General features: G+C 33.0%; 19 protein-coding genes. 14 read left to right on the top strand and 5 right to left on the bottom strand.

What is annotated here, in order from left to right; all coding sequences use genetic code 11:
- Positions 1-4 precede the first annotated feature (4 nt).
- From modB to SSP_RS03090, 3 genes are all read left to right on the top strand, one after another.
- The gene (modB, locus tag SSP_RS03080) at positions 5-676 is read left to right on the top strand and encodes a molybdate ABC transporter permease subunit (RefSeq protein ID WP_011302573.1); all 672 of its coding nucleotides are present in this window, start codon (positions 5-7) and stop codon (positions 674-676) included.
- Positions 677-1,282 (top strand): ATP-binding cassette domain-containing protein, encoded by a 606-nt coding sequence (locus SSP_RS03085; RefSeq protein WP_011302574.1) that lies wholly within the window; start codon positions 677-679, stop codon positions 1,280-1,282.
- A 165-nt stretch (positions 1,283-1,447) separates the two neighbouring features.
- Positions 1,448-2,281 (top strand): MBL fold metallo-hydrolase, encoded by an 834-nt coding sequence (locus SSP_RS03090; protein WP_011302575.1) that lies wholly within the window; start codon positions 1,448-1,450, stop codon positions 2,279-2,281.
- Positions 2,282-2,368: 87 nt separating this feature from the next.
- On the opposite strand, the gene cudC is transcribed toward SSP_RS03090, so the two are convergent.
- On the bottom strand, positions 2,369-2,935 hold the full coding sequence (gene cudC / locus SSP_RS03095; protein ID WP_011302576.1) for a choline uptake/conversion transcriptional regulator CudC: 567 nt from the start codon (positions 2,933-2,935) through the stop codon (positions 2,369-2,371).
- A 236-nt stretch (positions 2,936-3,171) separates the two neighbouring features.
- Between cudC and SSP_RS03100 the strand changes: the two genes are divergently transcribed.
- Together SSP_RS03100 and SSP_RS03105 are read left to right on the top strand one after the other, a co-directional pair.
- A complete protein-coding gene (locus SSP_RS03100) occupies positions 3,172-4,176 on the top strand; it encodes a ThiF family adenylyltransferase (RefSeq protein ID WP_011302577.1) in 1,005 nt (334 codons plus the stop codon).
- A gap of 14 nt (positions 4,177-4,190) precedes the next feature.
- Positions 4,191-4,691 carry a MogA/MoaB family molybdenum cofactor biosynthesis protein gene (locus tag SSP_RS03105; protein ID WP_011302578.1) on the top strand — a complete coding sequence of 167 codons (501 nt, stop codon included), beginning with the start codon at positions 4,191-4,193 and terminating at the stop codon, positions 4,689-4,691.
- Between the two features lie 137 nt (positions 4,692-4,828).
- Here the strand turns inward: SSP_RS03105 and moaC are convergent, their stop codons facing one another.
- Positions 4,829-5,317, bottom strand: a complete 489-nt coding sequence (moaC, locus tag SSP_RS03110) for a cyclic pyranopterin monophosphate synthase MoaC (RefSeq protein ID WP_011302579.1) — start codon at positions 5,315-5,317, stop codon at positions 4,829-4,831.
- 64 nt (positions 5,318-5,381) lie between these two features.
- Here moaC and glp point away from each other — a divergent pair, with 64 nt between their 5' ends.
- The 7 genes from glp to SSP_RS03145 all read left to right on the top strand — a co-directional run bounded on the left by glp (position 5,382) and on the right by SSP_RS03145 (position 10,219).
- Entirely contained in the window at positions 5,382-6,641 is a 1,260-nt protein-coding gene (gene glp / locus SSP_RS03115) for a molybdopterin molybdotransferase MoeA (protein ID WP_011302580.1), read from the top strand.
- Positions 6,638-7,129 carry a molybdopterin-guanine dinucleotide biosynthesis protein B gene (gene mobB / locus SSP_RS03120; protein WP_011302581.1) on the top strand — a complete coding sequence of 164 codons (492 nt, stop codon included), beginning with the start codon at positions 6,638-6,640 and terminating at the stop codon, positions 7,127-7,129. Before glp ends, mobB begins: the two co-directional genes overlap by 4 nt.
- Entirely contained in the window at positions 7,130-7,576 is a 447-nt protein-coding gene (locus tag SSP_RS03125; RefSeq protein WP_011302582.1) for a molybdenum cofactor biosynthesis protein MoaE, read from the top strand.
- 5 nt (positions 7,577-7,581) lie between these two features.
- Positions 7,582-7,815, top strand: a complete 234-nt coding sequence (gene moaD / locus SSP_RS03130) for a molybdopterin converting factor subunit 1 (RefSeq protein ID WP_002482593.1) — start codon at positions 7,582-7,584, stop codon at positions 7,813-7,815.
- A gap of 6 nt (positions 7,816-7,821) precedes the next feature.
- A complete protein-coding gene (gene mobA, locus SSP_RS03135; RefSeq protein ID WP_011302583.1) occupies positions 7,822-8,430 on the top strand; it encodes a molybdenum cofactor guanylyltransferase MobA in 609 nt (202 codons plus the stop codon).
- A 14-nt stretch (positions 8,431-8,444) separates the two neighbouring features.
- Complete coding sequence (gene moaA, locus SSP_RS03140; RefSeq protein ID WP_011302584.1) at positions 8,445-9,467, top strand: GTP 3',8-cyclase MoaA; 1,023 nt, start codon at positions 8,445-8,447, stop codon at positions 9,465-9,467.
- A gap of 401 nt (positions 9,468-9,868) precedes the next feature.
- Positions 9,869-10,219, top strand: a complete 351-nt coding sequence (locus SSP_RS03145) for a transcriptional regulator, SarA/Rot family (protein ID WP_002482596.1) — start codon at positions 9,869-9,871, stop codon at positions 10,217-10,219.
- A gap of 223 nt (positions 10,220-10,442) precedes the next feature.
- Here the strand turns inward: SSP_RS03145 and SSP_RS03150 are convergent, their stop codons facing one another.
- Both SSP_RS03150 and SSP_RS03155 read right to left on the bottom strand, forming a co-directional pair.
- On the bottom strand, positions 10,443-11,654 hold the full coding sequence (locus SSP_RS03150; RefSeq protein WP_011302585.1) for an MFS transporter: 1,212 nt from the start codon (positions 11,652-11,654) through the stop codon (positions 10,443-10,445).
- Between the two features lie 4 nt (positions 11,655-11,658).
- Positions 11,659-12,090 (bottom strand): MarR family winged helix-turn-helix transcriptional regulator, encoded by a 432-nt coding sequence (locus SSP_RS03155; protein ID WP_011302586.1) that lies wholly within the window; start codon positions 12,088-12,090, stop codon positions 11,659-11,661.
- A gap of 395 nt (positions 12,091-12,485) precedes the next feature.
- Between SSP_RS03155 and SSP_RS03160 the strand changes: the two genes are divergently transcribed.
- A complete protein-coding gene (locus tag SSP_RS03160; protein WP_011302587.1) occupies positions 12,486-13,247 on the top strand; it encodes a VOC family protein in 762 nt (253 codons plus the stop codon).
- Here SSP_RS03160 and SSP_RS03165 read toward each other — a convergent pair.
- Complete coding sequence (locus tag SSP_RS03165) at positions 13,244-13,495, bottom strand: hypothetical protein (protein ID WP_011302588.1); 252 nt, start codon at positions 13,493-13,495, stop codon at positions 13,244-13,246. The genes SSP_RS03160 and SSP_RS03165 overlap by 4 nt on opposite strands.
- 120 nt (positions 13,496-13,615) lie before the next feature.
- On the opposite strand from SSP_RS03165, the gene SSP_RS03170 reads away from it, so the two are divergent.
- Positions 13,616-14,863, top strand: a complete 1,248-nt coding sequence (locus SSP_RS03170) for a lipid II:glycine glycyltransferase FemX (protein ID WP_011302589.1) — start codon at positions 13,616-13,618, stop codon at positions 14,861-14,863.
- Positions 14,864-14,972 lie beyond the last annotated feature (109 nt).

A 14,972-nucleotide genomic window follows, 5' to 3' on the forward strand; every position in this document is an offset into this window, starting at 1 on the left:
AGCAATGCCAGATATTACACCATTTTGGATATCACTTAAAGTAGCCGTTATAAGTACTATCATAGTAACTTTAATTGGCATACTCATTTCAAAATGGTTATATAGACGTCGTGGTATCATTGCTAGAATCTTAGAAAGTATCATAGTCTTACCTATTGTTTTACCGCCGACTGTGATGGGGTTCATCTTGCTCATTGTGTTTTCACCAAGAAGCTATATTGGGGCATTTTTTGCTAATGTATTACACTTACCCGTAGTGTTTACATTGACTGGTGCAGTCATTGCCTCTGTGATCGTCAGTTTTCCATTGATGTACCAACATACTGTACAAGGCTTCCGCAGTATAGATCATAAGATGCTAAATACAGCTAGGACAATGGGAGCCAGTGAAAGTAAAATATTTTTTAAATTAATTCTACCGCTATCTAAACGGGCAATCTTATCTGGGGTAATGATGAGCTTTGCGAGAGCAATCGGTGAATTTGGCGCTACGCTTATGGTGGCTGGCTATATTCCAAACAAGACGAATACATTACCTTTAGAGATTTATTTCTTGGTTGAACAAGGTAAGGAAAATCAAGCATGGTTATGGGTAATTGTATTGGTAGCATTTGCGATAACTGTTATAGGTACAATTAATTTGTTAAATAAAGATCGTTATCGGGAGGTTGATTAATTGTTACATATACATCTGAAACATCAGCTTAAAGCAACACCATTAAGCATACAAATTAATGATGATAAACCAAAGATATATGCAATTAAAGGACCATCCGGTATTGGCAAGACGACAATATTGAATATGATAGCGGGTTTAAGACAACCTGACAGCGCATTTATACAATTGAATAAACGTATTATTTCAGATTCAGCGCATGCGATTTATGAGAAAATTCAAAAAAGAAATATTGGCTATCTTTTCCAAGATTACCAACTTTTTCCTAACATGAATGTCTATCAAAATATTACTTTCATGGCACAACCTTCTGATCATATTGATAAATTGATGAAACAACTAAATATTGATCACCTAAAAGATCAATATCCTATGCGTTTATCAGGTGGAGAAGCACAACGCGTGGCTTTAGCTAGAACACTGAGTACAAAGCCAGACTTGATTCTGTTAGATGAACCATTTTCAAGTCTAGACGATTCGACTAAGCATGAAAGTATCCAACTTGTGCAACGTATATTTGAAAAGTGGCAAATTCCTATTATCTTTGTTACACATTCAAATTATGAGGCCACCTCACTAGCGCATGAAATCATCACTATTGGCTAAAATCATTTTCCAAATATAAACTTCAATACTTAAAAACCTGTATGACATAGATAATAGTTATACAGGTTTTTTTAAAAGTATAAGACAAATATCTATAATATGAATGTATTTTTTGATCAATTTAAATGATAATAAGCATCATTTTATTTTAGAAGGGATGTATATATGAAGATAGAATTTTTAGGAACAGCAGGTGGGTTTCCGTCACTTTATAAGTCCCATTCGCAACATTCACAAGCAATACATAGAACTGGACCAGCTATTTATATACATGACCTCCAATTATTAATTGATACTTCTGAGGATATATTTTATCAATTACGCCGTTCAGAAATTTATGATATAAAATATGGCATATATTCGCATTGGCATCCTGATCATACGATGGGTATAAGAATTTGGGAAACATTAAATTTTGATTTTATAAATAAAGTACCACAATCCAAAAAATCGAAAATAATCCTTACAGAGCAACATGTAAATGATTTTAAAAAATATTTTGGTCATTGGGATCATTTAAACTATCTAGGCGATTTAGGTGTAATTGAAAAAGAGATTATTCCTAACAATGGTCAAATAAAGATAGGTGAAACGACTATAGAGTGGATTCAGCTAGCAGAAGACATTGCATTTGGATTTTATATTACGACATCCACATTACGCATTTTAATTATCCCGGATGAAATTAAAGGTTATCACCCAATAGAAAAATTGAAGAACGTTGATGTTGCGATTTTACCATTTGGTAGTAATGAAGTTAATCCAGTTACCGAAGAACGAATTCACGAAAATGGTATGCTAGCAGCGTTAGGTGAAATTACTTTTCAAGAAAGTGTGACTATCGCGCGTGAAATCAATGCAACACACACTTACTTTACACACATAGAAGCAACGGAAAACTTAAATGAAACACACATTGAACAATTAGAACAGCAATTAAAAGAGGAAGGATTGTTGACTACCATTGCTTACGATGGTTTACAAATTACAATAGAATAAATATGGCAACAACCATTAATAAAGTACCCTTCAAAGCCGACACAACAAAGTGAAATGGAGAAGGGTACTTTTTTAGTTAAATATTGATCAGCTTTGTGAAGCGCTAGTTTGATTTGGAATAGGAAAATAATCAAAAATTTCTCCGGAATGTAGTGCTTCCGAAAGTGTAGATAGCCAAGCGTAATAGACTTTGGAATGTTCAATTTGTTCTAACATTTTATTGGCATCTTCAATCCATTTTGGTTCTGCATCTTCAGAATCAATAATAGGGAAGAGTAATTTTTCTGCTCGTTGAATGGCTTCTAAATTTAATTTGATTTCACGATTCCGTTTTTGCGAGAAAAAATTACCGAAAAACGTAAAGAAATCTTTTTCTGCTGTAAAGTGTTGTTTTCTGCTACCTCTAATAAATTGTTGCTTTACACGATCAAATTCTTGTAGTCGTTTAACACCGGCACTCATACTTGGTTTACTCATTTGTAACTCATAACGCATTTCATCTAATGTCATGCTTTTTTGTTCGAAAACCATCGTGCCATAAAGATTACCTACACTCCGATTGACACCGTAAAGATCCATTGTTTCTCCAATAGAGTTAATTACGATATCTTTCGCTTCTTCTAATAGTTGTTCAAAGTTTTTTGATCGCGCCATGAATTCACCTCAAAATAATATTTGATTCATTGTACCATGAAGTTAAGATAATAGGATATGTTCAGAATGTTGAAAATACTTGTCTATATTAATGAAAGATAAAATAAAAACACGCATTAGAGCTGAATAAAGATAAGGGCAAACACTACTTTATAACAATATTAATTTTAAACCGTTGTTACATTGGAGACCAAGATTTATAATAGAAATAATGATGTGAAGAGAGGGTTATTCGTGTGACACAGGATCGATATTCAAGACAAATGTTATTTAAACATATTGGATCAGACGGACAGGATAAAATTAAGAGACAGCATGTACTTATTGTTGGTATGGGTGCTTTAGGTACACATCTTGCAGAGGGTTTAGTGCGCTCTGGCATAGGTGAACTTACGATTGTGGATAGAGATTATATTGAATACAGTAATCTTCAAAGGCAAACATTATTTTCAGAAGCGGATGCAGATGCAGCATTGCCTAAGGTCATTGCTGCAGAAACAAAATTATTAGCAATTCGTAAAGATGTCGTCATACACAGTCATATCGCACATGTTGATCGTCAATTTTTAGAAGCGCATGCTACAAATATTTCTTTGATTTTAGATGCTACAGATAATTTTGAAACGCGGCAATTAATTAATGACTATGCGTATCAACAGAATATACCGTGGATTTATGGTGGTGTAGTGCAAAGTACTTATATAGAAGCTGCATTTATACCTGGCACAACACCGTGCTTTAATTGCATGGTACCACAATTGCCAACCATCAATATGACGTGTGATACGGTAGGTGTTATACAACCCGCTGTAACGATGACGACAAGTTTACAAATACGCGATGCATTGAAACTATTGATAGAACATACGCCTGATACTAAATTGACTTATGGTGATTTATGGGAAGGTACACATTTTAGCTTTGGATTTAGTAAATTATATAGAACAAATTGTCCAACTTGTGGTCAAAATCCAACATATCCCCATTTAAATGAAACCAAACGTCAGTATGTTAGTTTGTGTGGAAGAGATACGGTGCAATATGAAAACCCTAATATTTCCCAGGAAATGCTAGGTGTATTTTTAAATCAACACAAAATCGCATTTAAACGTAACCCTTATATCATTCAATTTCAATATAAAGGTTATCGTATCGTCAGTTTTAAAGGTGGACGTATGCTGATACATGGCATGAAGCAACCACAAGAAGCAATTAAATTAATAAATCAATTATTTGGATAAATGAGGTGGGCATCGTGCATACAAATGTGCAATTAGACAAAGATATAAAATGTGCTATTTTAACCGTTTCTGATACAAGAGATTATGAAACGGATAAGGGGGGGCAATTGGCTCAATCACTACTTTCAGAATTGAATGTAAGTATTGCTAGTGAGCATTATCGAATTGTTAAAGATGAACAAGACTTAATTCAAAAACAATTACGAGAATGGTTAAAGGAAGATATAGATGTCATTATTACAACTGGTGGTACAGGGATTGCTCAGAGGGACGTTACAATAGAAGCTGTATCAGCACTAATCACAAAAGAAATTGAGGGTTTTGGTGAATTATTTAGATATTTGAGTTATACCGAAGACGTTGGAACACGTGCACTTTTATCAAGAGCGATTGCAGGTGCAGTTGGAGATAAGTTGATATTTAGTATTCCTGGTTCAACAGGCGCTGTTAAATTAGCGTTGAACAAGTTGATAAAACCAGAATTAAATCACCTAGTGAAAGAAATAACTAAATAATAAAAGCGCCAAGTGTAACTTGAATTCTGATTTATTTAACAGAATTGCGACACTTCGCGCTTAGTTTATATAGTTGCTGCTAAAAAATGATGGTCATGACTTCAGTTTACTTTGGGTAATTCAAGGAGTCACTATCTTTAATTATCTTGGCGCTGATAGTGGCCTGATTTCCCACCTGATTTGGATAACAGATAGGTTTCACCGATTACCATACTTTTATCTAATGCTTTTGTCATGTCATATACGGTAAGGGCAACAGCAGTAGCAGCGGTTAGTGCTTCCATTTCAACGCCAGTTTTACCTGTAGTAGAGACAATCGTCTGTATATTAAGTGTGTATGATTGTTCATTTTCTTGCCAATCAAATGTTACATCTATGCCAGTTAGTGGTAATTGGTGACACATAGGAATAATATCTGCAGTATTTTTAGCGGCCATAATACCCGCAATTTGAGCAGTATTTAAAACATTCCCTTTTTGATTTGTATGTTCGACAATTTGTTTATAAATTTCCGAGTTAACTGTGATACTTGAATGTGCAATTGCAGTACGTTTAGAAATGTTTTTTTCTGAAACATCTACCATTTTAGCATTGCCTTGGTGATTTATATGCGTAAATTCAGACAAAATATCCCTCCTAATCGTTTCTTAGTATATCACGAAATTAATTTATGTAAGGAGTAGATTTAAAATGCCAGTAGAAAAAAGAACGCCAATTCCTGTAAGTGAAGCAATTGAACGTGTAGTCAATCAATCGATTTATACGCAACAAGTAGAAGTTCCATTAAATGAGAGTATCCATCATATTTTAGCCGAAGATATCATTGCGACATATGAAATTCCACGGTTTAATAAATCTCCCTATGATGGCTTTGCTATTCGCAGTAAGGATACGGTAGGTGCTAGTGGTGAACAACGTGTAAGCTTTAATGTGATTGATCATATTGGAGCAGGATCTGTTTCTGATAAAACGGTAGGCGCTTTCGAGGCGGTTCGGATTATGACAGGGGCTGCTCTACCAGAAGGTGCAGATGCAGTGGTTATGTTAGAACAAACTGTTGAAAACGGACATAGTTTTACTTTGAGAAAAACCTTTGAGCCAAATGAAAATGTTTCTTTAAAGGGTGAGGAAACAGAGATAGGAGATATCGTACTGGAAAAGGGGCAATTAATTAATTCCGGTGCCATTGCTGTATTAGCAACTTACGGTTATACACAAGTAAAAGTAAATAAAAAGCCAAGTGTAGGTGTTATAGCTACTGGTAGTGAGTTATTGGATGTGAATGATGCTTTAGAACCAGGAAAAATTAGGAATTCAAATGGTCCTATGATTACAGCCTTATCGCAAAAATTAGGGTTAAGTGCTATTGCATATCAAATTCAAGAAGATGATTTGGACAGTAGTATTCAAGTCGTAAAAGAAGCAATGGCTAAACATGATATTGTCATTACGACTGGTGGCGTGTCGGTGGGTGATTTCGATTATCTGCCACAAATATATGAAGCATTAAACGCAGAAGTACTATTCAATAAAATAGCGATGCGACCAGGTAGTGTTACGACTGTAGCAGTTGCAAATGAAACCTATCTATTTGGATTATCTGGGAATCCATCGGCTTGCTATACTGGTTTTGAGTTATATGTTAAACCGGCAGCACTTCATATGATGGGTGCTAATGCAATATATCCTCAAGTAATACAAGCGACATTAATGGAAGATTTTAAAAAGGCGAACCCATTCACAAGATTTATACGTGCCACAGCGACGTTGAATGGAAAAGAAATGACGGTAGTACCATCAGGGTTTAATAAATCAGGCGCTGTAGTTGCGATAGCCCATAGTAATGCTATGATTATGCTTCCAGGTGGAACGAGAGGTTATAGTCAAGGACATACGGTTAACGTCATATTGACGGAATCACAAGCATACGAAAAGACATGTTTTATATGATTCTACAAATTGTGGGTTATAAAAACGCTGGAAAAACGACGTTAATGTCACATACAATCCAATTTTTAAAATCACATTTGTTAACAGTGGCAACTGTTAAACATCACGGATTTAACCAATTAGTTAATCAAGAAGCGGATATCACATTACAAAATGATCAAGTTGACCATATGAAACATTTTAATGCAGGTGCTGATCAAAGTATTGTACAAGGTAAGTCTTATCAACAGTCGGTAACAAGAAAAGAAAATCAAAGTCTTGAGGAAATCATCAGCGAATCTGTTACAATAGATTGTAACGTGATACTCGTAGAAGGCTTTAAATCTGCACCATTTGATAAAGTAGTTGTTTATCAAGATGAGAAAGAACGTCAAAGTCTAAGCCATCTAACGAATGTAAAATACTATGTGAATTTGGCCGATACAGATGCATTGACGCTTTATAATCAATGGCTATTTCATTATTTTAAAATAGAAGGAATGCATTAAATGAAGCAATTCGAAGTGAAGTGTGACCCGATACAAACTGAGCCATATAGAGATTATGTCCTAGATGAAAATCAAGGCGCGGTAGTTGTTTTTACAGGTCATGTAAGAGAGTGGACGAAAGGTGTTAAAACAGAATACTTAGAATATGAAGCATATATTCCTATGGCTGAGAAGAAACTCGCTCAAATTGGAGACGAAATATCACAGAAATGGCCTGGAACAAAAACAGCAATTGTTCATAGAATTGGACCACTGAATATATCTGATATTGCTGTAATTATCAGTGTTTCCTCGCCACATCGAAAGGATGCATATCGCGCAAATGAATATGCTATTGAACGAATCAAAGCAATCGTGCCTATATGGAAAAAGGAAATATGGGAAGATGGCGCTCAATGGCAAGGGCATCAACATGGGAATCACAATGATGCGGTTGAGGGGGAATAGTAATTATGAAAATACTATACTTTGCAGAATTAAAAGAAATTTTAGCTAAACAGACTGAAACAATTGATTTAAGTTATGATATTACGGTAGATGATTTTACTAAAGATTTATTTGAACGTTATCCTCAAATCAAGGATAAGCAATTTCAAATTGCAGTAAATGAAGAATTCGTCAAAAGTGATGACATCGTACATCAAGATGATACAGTGGCATTAATTCCACCAGTTAGCGGAGGGTAAAAAGACATGAAAGCAATTATACTTGCCGGAGGACAATCAGAAAGATTCGGCGAACCAAAGGCTTTTGCTCAAATAAATGCGCAACCATTTTATAAGCGTATTATTGACGTTTTAGAGGGTACAAATATGTTTAATCAAATTATTATCAGTACAAATGAGACATTAGCATCTCAATTTGATCATTCTGATATTATTATTGATGAAGATCAAAATAAGGATAAAGGTCCTTTGGCAGGTATTCAGTCAGTCATTCAGCATTATGAAAGTGAGGAACTGTTCTTTGTTGTGTCGGTTGATACACCTATGATTTCTCAAAAAGCTGTGAGTAAACTATATCAATTCATGGTAGAACACCTTATAGAAGACCAATTAGATATCGCTGGGTTTAAGGAAAAGGGCAGACCCATACCGACTATTGCTTTTTATAGTCCGCACACATTGCCATATATTGATGATGCATTAAATTCAAACGATTATAGTTTGAAAAGTGTTTATAATAAAGTGAAAAGTGATTGGTTAGATGTAAATTTAATTGAATCACCAGATTATTGGTACAAAAATATTAATTATCAACAAGATTTGGACTCTTTACAACAAGATATATTAAATAGATAAGGGGACCTAATGTTATGGTAGAGCAAATAACTGATAAACTTGGACGTCCGATTCGTGATTTAAGACTGTCAGTTACAGATCGTTGCAATTTCCGTTGTGATTATTGCATGCCGAAAGAAATATTTGGTGATGACTTTGTATTCTTACCTAAAGATGAGTTGCTTACCTTTGATGAAATGGTACGTATTGCACAGGTATACACGCAATTAGGTGTGAAAAAAATAAGAATTACAGGTGGGGAACCATTACTAAGACGTGATTTAGATAAATTGATATACCAGTTAAATCAATTAGAAGGTGTAGAAGATATTGGTTTAACGACAAATGGTTTATTATTAAAAAAACACGGTCAAAAATTATACGATGCTGGCTTGAGACGTATCAATGTCAGCCTAGATGCAATAGACGATGCTGTGTTCCAAGCCATAAACAATAGAAATATTAAGGCTTCTACGATTTTACAACAAATTGATTATGCAGTTGCTATAGGATTTCAAGTGAAAGTAAATGTAGTGGTACAAAAAGGTGTAAATGATGACCAGATCGTACCTATGGTGCAATACTTTAAAGATAAAGATGTACAAATTCGATTTATTGAATTTATGGACGTTGGTAATGATAATGGTTGGGACTTTAGTAAAGTTGTGTCAAAAGACGAAATGCTTGAAATGATAGAGCAGAATTTTGATATTGAGCCAGTGGCACCGAAATATTATGGTGAAGTTGCAAAATATTATCAGCATAAAGATAATAAAGCACAATTTGGTTTGATAACAAGTGTTTCTCAGTCATTCTGTTCTACTTGTACACGTGCACGTCTTTCATCAGATGGTAAGTTTTATGGATGTTTATTTAGTACTGTAGATGGATTTAATGTTAAGTCATTTATGCGCAATGGCGCAACTGATAATGAATTATTCGAACAATTTAAAGCATTATGGAATATCAGAGATGACCGCTATTCTGATGAACGAACTGAACAAACAGTTGCAAATAGAAAACGTAAAAAAATAAACATGAATTATATAGGTGGATAATAAAAAATGAAATGAGTCTGGGACAAAATAGATGTCTCAGATTTTTTTCATTTAGGCAGTAGATGACTGAATTGAAAATGGAAAGATGCCTATTTTTAATTGCCTTTTAATAAATTTCAAGGTCAAAATGATAGGATGCTTAACCTTTAATGATATTTAATTTCGCAAAATATAAAATAGATAAAATTTGTTAATTTATGTCTAAAGATATTGAGTAATACAAATTTTTTAAGATGTTCATTTGAGATTATATAAATTATATTCAATTGAAGATAATATTTATCTGTTTCAATAAAAATAATAGATTAAATGAAGAAAGTGTTATATAATACTTTTGAAGCTTATTCATTAAATAAAGCCATAGAACACAACGAGAGTAGTCAATAAGGAGGCCATTTTTTATGGAAAGTAAAGTATCATATTTTATAAATTCTGAAAGAGCATTAAGTCAATTAAAGCATTGGTTAAAATCTGTACATCGCTTATCAATAGAAGAATTTGTCATATTGTATAAAGTGTATGAAGCAAAGAAAATGAGCGGTAAAGAGTTAAGAGATACCTTGCATTTTGAAATGCTTTGGGATACGAGTAAAATTGACGTTATTATTAGAAAAATTTATAAAAAAGAGCTCATTTCTAAAGTGCGTTCAGAAACGGATGAAAGACAAGTTTTTTATTATTATAATGATATACAGAGTAAATTATTAGATGATATTATCAATGAAATTGAAAAAATTCAAATAGCACAATAGTGTGATATACATAAATTAAAACAATCAGATAGGATTACAATCAAATATCCATAAAAGTTCTGTAGGTTTATATTCGATAAGGAATGGCTAGGAGTGGATTACCTTAACTGATCCAGAAAATCTACTAACTTAATATCGTAGGGGAATATACTTTATAGTTATTTACTGTCGAACTAAAAAGAGTCTGAGACATCAAGCGGTGTCTCAGACTCTAATTTTTTAATTAAAATGAACTTAAATTTTTAACTTTTCTGCCGTGTACAAAGTAGTAAATGATCGCTGTGATTAAAACGATGATTGCCATTATTGCATAAAGTTGTGCGTAGCTCACAGCTGATGTAAAGAACCCTAATACATAAGGTCCAAATCCTAAACCTAAATCAAGACCAATAAAGTAAGTAGAAGTCGCAATACCATATTTAGCTGGCGGTGAGACTTTAATCGCAATGGCTTGCATACAAGATGAAATATTGCCGTAACCAGCACCTAAGCATAAACCAGCAATTAGGAGTAACCAACCATTGTTTGTAATACTTAAAGTAAGGAAAGTAATGATTAAGAATATGAATGCTGGATAAGCTACTACATTTTCGTTTTTTTGATCCATTAATCGACCAGCAACTGGGCGTGTAATAAGTGAAGCAATTGCATAGAATATAAAGAAGTAACTTGATATTGTTACAAGATTAATTTCTTGGGCAAAAAATTGTAGAAATGTAAGAATTGATGAATAGGTTAAACCGGAAATCAACATGATAATTGCAACGGGTACAGCCTCTTTTGCAATATAATTGTTAATATTGAATTTTTTAGATTGAGTCGTTTGCTTTTTAGACTCTGTGTTACTTTCTACTTCAAATTGTAATTTAATAAAGAAAGAAATAATAAAGCTGATAATGCCACAGAGTAAGCAGATTGTGAATAATAATTTAATAGGGAAGCTATTGATTAGTAATAAACCGAAGAATGGTCCGATTGCTGCACCTATGACCAAACTTAAGGAGAATAAGCTAATGCCTTCACTCTTTCTGTCATTTGGTGTGACATAAGCTGCAATTGTTCCTGTAGCAGTTGTAGTAATACCTGTAGCAATACCATTAACGAGTCTAGTTACCATTAAGAAAGCTAAAGAACCTTCTATAAAATAAAATAATTGTGTAACTAATAAAAAGCCTAAACCAATGAGTAATATACGTTTAGGCCCAATTTTATTAACATATTTACCAGTCGTAAATCTACCTATTAATGAGCCGATAATAAATAGCCCTGTAACTAGTCCAGCAACACTATCTGAGGCGTGGTACTCTGATTTTGTATAACTAGCAATAATAACAATCAGTAGATACATACATAGATTAATTAAAAAATTAGTAAAAAAGTTAATGTTAAAACTTTTTGTCCAAATCGGTGATTTCAGAGAAGTGGATTGATTCATTTGACTATTCCTCCATATTGATAATTTGTTCATGGATCTTTTGAATGACTTGTATTGCATAGTTAAGTTCATCATCTGATAAACCAGTATTTTCAATAATTTTATCCTGTACATCACATATACGTGTATTGATCGCACCATAAAGTTGCTGTCCTTTTTCAGAAAAAGATAATAATTTTTCTCTTTTATCTTCTCCAGGTTCAATCGTAAGTAATGATTTATCAGAAAGTACTTTTAAAATCTTTCTTGTAGTTGGTTTTTCAATTGCTCGACGCTTTGAAATTTGAACGAGTGTCGTTGGTGCGTTTTGAGCAATATCTTTTAATACCAACCATTGTGCGGGATAAACATCAAATTCCTCAAATACCGGTTGGAAAAATTTAGTGTAGGGTCTATAAATAGCTGTTAGATGATTGAATATACTTTGTGAGTCCATAAGATCCTCCTTAATGGTTAGCTAGGCTAACCTATTTAACAACAAACAATATTATAAACCTTTTTGTAGGATAAAGCAATAGTATTTTATTTTTAAAATCAAGTTATAACCTGTTTGATGTTAAAAAGACTTAAGCGAACATAAAAAATCATGCATTGATAATAAATGAAGAAATAGTGATTGAAATGAGGGCGAACTGGTGGGAATTTCAGAAAATTTGTCATTTCTCACATTTGTAATTGAGTCAATGTATAAATAGTTGAGGAAAAGTGACAATAAGCGCCGACATTTGGTGAGTTTAATATGAAAGAAAGTTGTATGGATGTGTTATGAGAAGTAAAGTCGTATGCAATTTGTTATGATGAAGCTAAAGGAAGCTTAGGGGAGAGAAATTAATGCAATATTTGAAATTAGATCATATTATCCATTATATTCATCAGTTAGAGAACTTTAAATTTCCAGGTCATTTATTAACTTTGAACCAAGGTGGACAACATGAGCGTTTTGGTACATTTAATAGATTAGCTTATTTAGAAAATGCTTACGTAGAATTGTTGGATGTTTATAAACCGGAAGTTTTGCAAAAAATAGTGAAATCGGATGAAGGGCGTGTATCATTCCCATCTAAAATTGTGCAAGACCAATATAGTCAAGGAATGAAGACATTAGCTTTAAGTACGGCTGACATCAATCAACTTAAGGAAGATTTAGAAGAAAAAGGTATAGATGTTATCGGTCCGATTGAAATGCACAGAGAAAACATTAAAGGTGATAAAACATCCTGGAAATTATTATATATTGCAGATCCAGACTATAGAGTGAAGCCACCGTTCTTTATACAGTGGGATGAGAACGAGCAAAAAAGGAATGAAAAATTAGAAGCACTTCGCCAAAAAGAATTTATGATTAAATCCATTAATTTGCATAGTACCGAACGCGCACATACTGTGAAAAAATGGCAACATTGGTTTGATATGGACATAGTTAGTGAAGATGAGAAAGTCACAATACTTAAATTAAAACATGATGATTTGATATTTAAAATAAGTGATGGTCCTAACTCAGGATATAAATCAATAACAATTAAAGATAGTAAAACGATTTCTCCATATACTTTAATTATAAGAGGGTTAAGTTATATATTTGAGGCAGATTAATAAATGTAAATATAAGCACTATGAGCGATAATGAATATGTGTATCAATGAAATAATAAGTGTTAAAATAGTTAAATAAGTGGAAAACTTATTAGTACGCAATAACAGTAAGTAAATAGATATAACAAAAGTTAATGCTGCTAAAATAATTCTTAGACTTAAATATGAAATTGTCAGTGGTTCAATAAAAGCTTGAATAACGAAAACTAAATTAATAATTAAAAACAATCCAATAATAATACTACGCATAGTTACACCTCATTTCTAAATTTATTATAGTATATCAAATGAGTGAATTCTATGTGAAAGTTTGCTAAAAGCATTGTATAATACCAAAGTATTGAATTGATAAAGGAGACATCAGTTTTTATGGAAAAAATGAATATTACAGATCAAGCACATGATGCATTTGTTAAAGCACACCCACAAGGTGACTTATTACAATTAACGCAGTGGGCAGAAACTAAAACATTAACTGGATGGTACTCAAGACGTATCGCAGTTGGAGAAGACGATGAAATTGTAGGGGTAGCGCAACTACTATTTAAAAAAGTACCTAAACTACCTTATACACTGTGCTATATTTCAAGAGGATTTGTAACAGATTATAGTAACAAGTTGGCATTAGAAACTTTACTTGAAGCTGCAATGCAAATTGCCAAAGAAGAAAAAGCATATGCTATTAAAATTGATCCAGATGTTGAAGTAGATAAAGGTGCAGACGCTTTGTCTAATTTAAGAGCGCTTGGGTTTAAACATAAAGGGTTTAAAGAGGGCTTATCTAAAGATTATATTCAACCAAGAATGACTATGATTACACCAATAGAAAAAACGGATGTAGCATTAATTCAAAGTTTTGAACGTAGAAATCGTTCAAAAGTGAGATTAGCTTTAAAACGTGGTACTACAGTTGAACGTTCAAATAGAGAAGGTTTGAAAACATTTGCTAATTTAATGCAAATAACAGGCGAAAGAGATGGTTTTTTAACTAGAGATATTAGTTATTTTGAAAATATATATGATGCATTACACCCTGATGGGGATGCTGAGTTGTTTTTAGTGAAGTTAGAACCTAAACCTGTTTTAGAAGATTTAAGACAAGAATTGCATGAACTAGAAGATGAAAAAGCAAAACTTGCAGATAAAAAGCAGGATAAGAAGACACTTAATAAAATAAATGATGCTGATAATAAAATAGCCAAAACTCAAGAACTCATTGATGAAATGGTTACTTTAGAATCAACGCATCCAGAAGGCATTTATTTATCAGGTGCTTTATTAATGTTTGCTGGTAAAAAATCTTACTACTTATATGGGGCTTCATCAAATGAGTATCGTAACTTCTTACCAAACCACCATATGCAATTTGCTATGATGCAATATGCAAGAGAACATGGTGCAACGTCATACGACTTTGGTGGAACTGATAATAATCCTGATAAAGATTCAGACCATTATGGTTTATGGACATTTAAAAAAGTTTGGGGCACATATTTAAGTGAAAAAATTGGTGAATTCGACTATGTGTTAAATGCACCTTTATATCAAATTATCGAGAATATTAAACCAAAACTTACAAAAGCCAAAATTAAACTGTCTCGAAAATTAAAAAAATAAAGCATTTCAGAATAAATAGACGCGTGCTATATAGAGTTAGAATACATTGATTCAACTTTATAGCACGCATTTTTTATGATTGCCATGGAATAATGATACATATAGTGAT

It is taken from the genome of Staphylococcus saprophyticus subsp. saprophyticus ATCC 15305 = NCTC 7292 (assembly GCF_000010125.1).
In the GTDB taxonomy this organism is placed as follows: domain Bacteria; phylum Bacillota; class Bacilli; order Staphylococcales; family Staphylococcaceae; genus Staphylococcus; species Staphylococcus saprophyticus.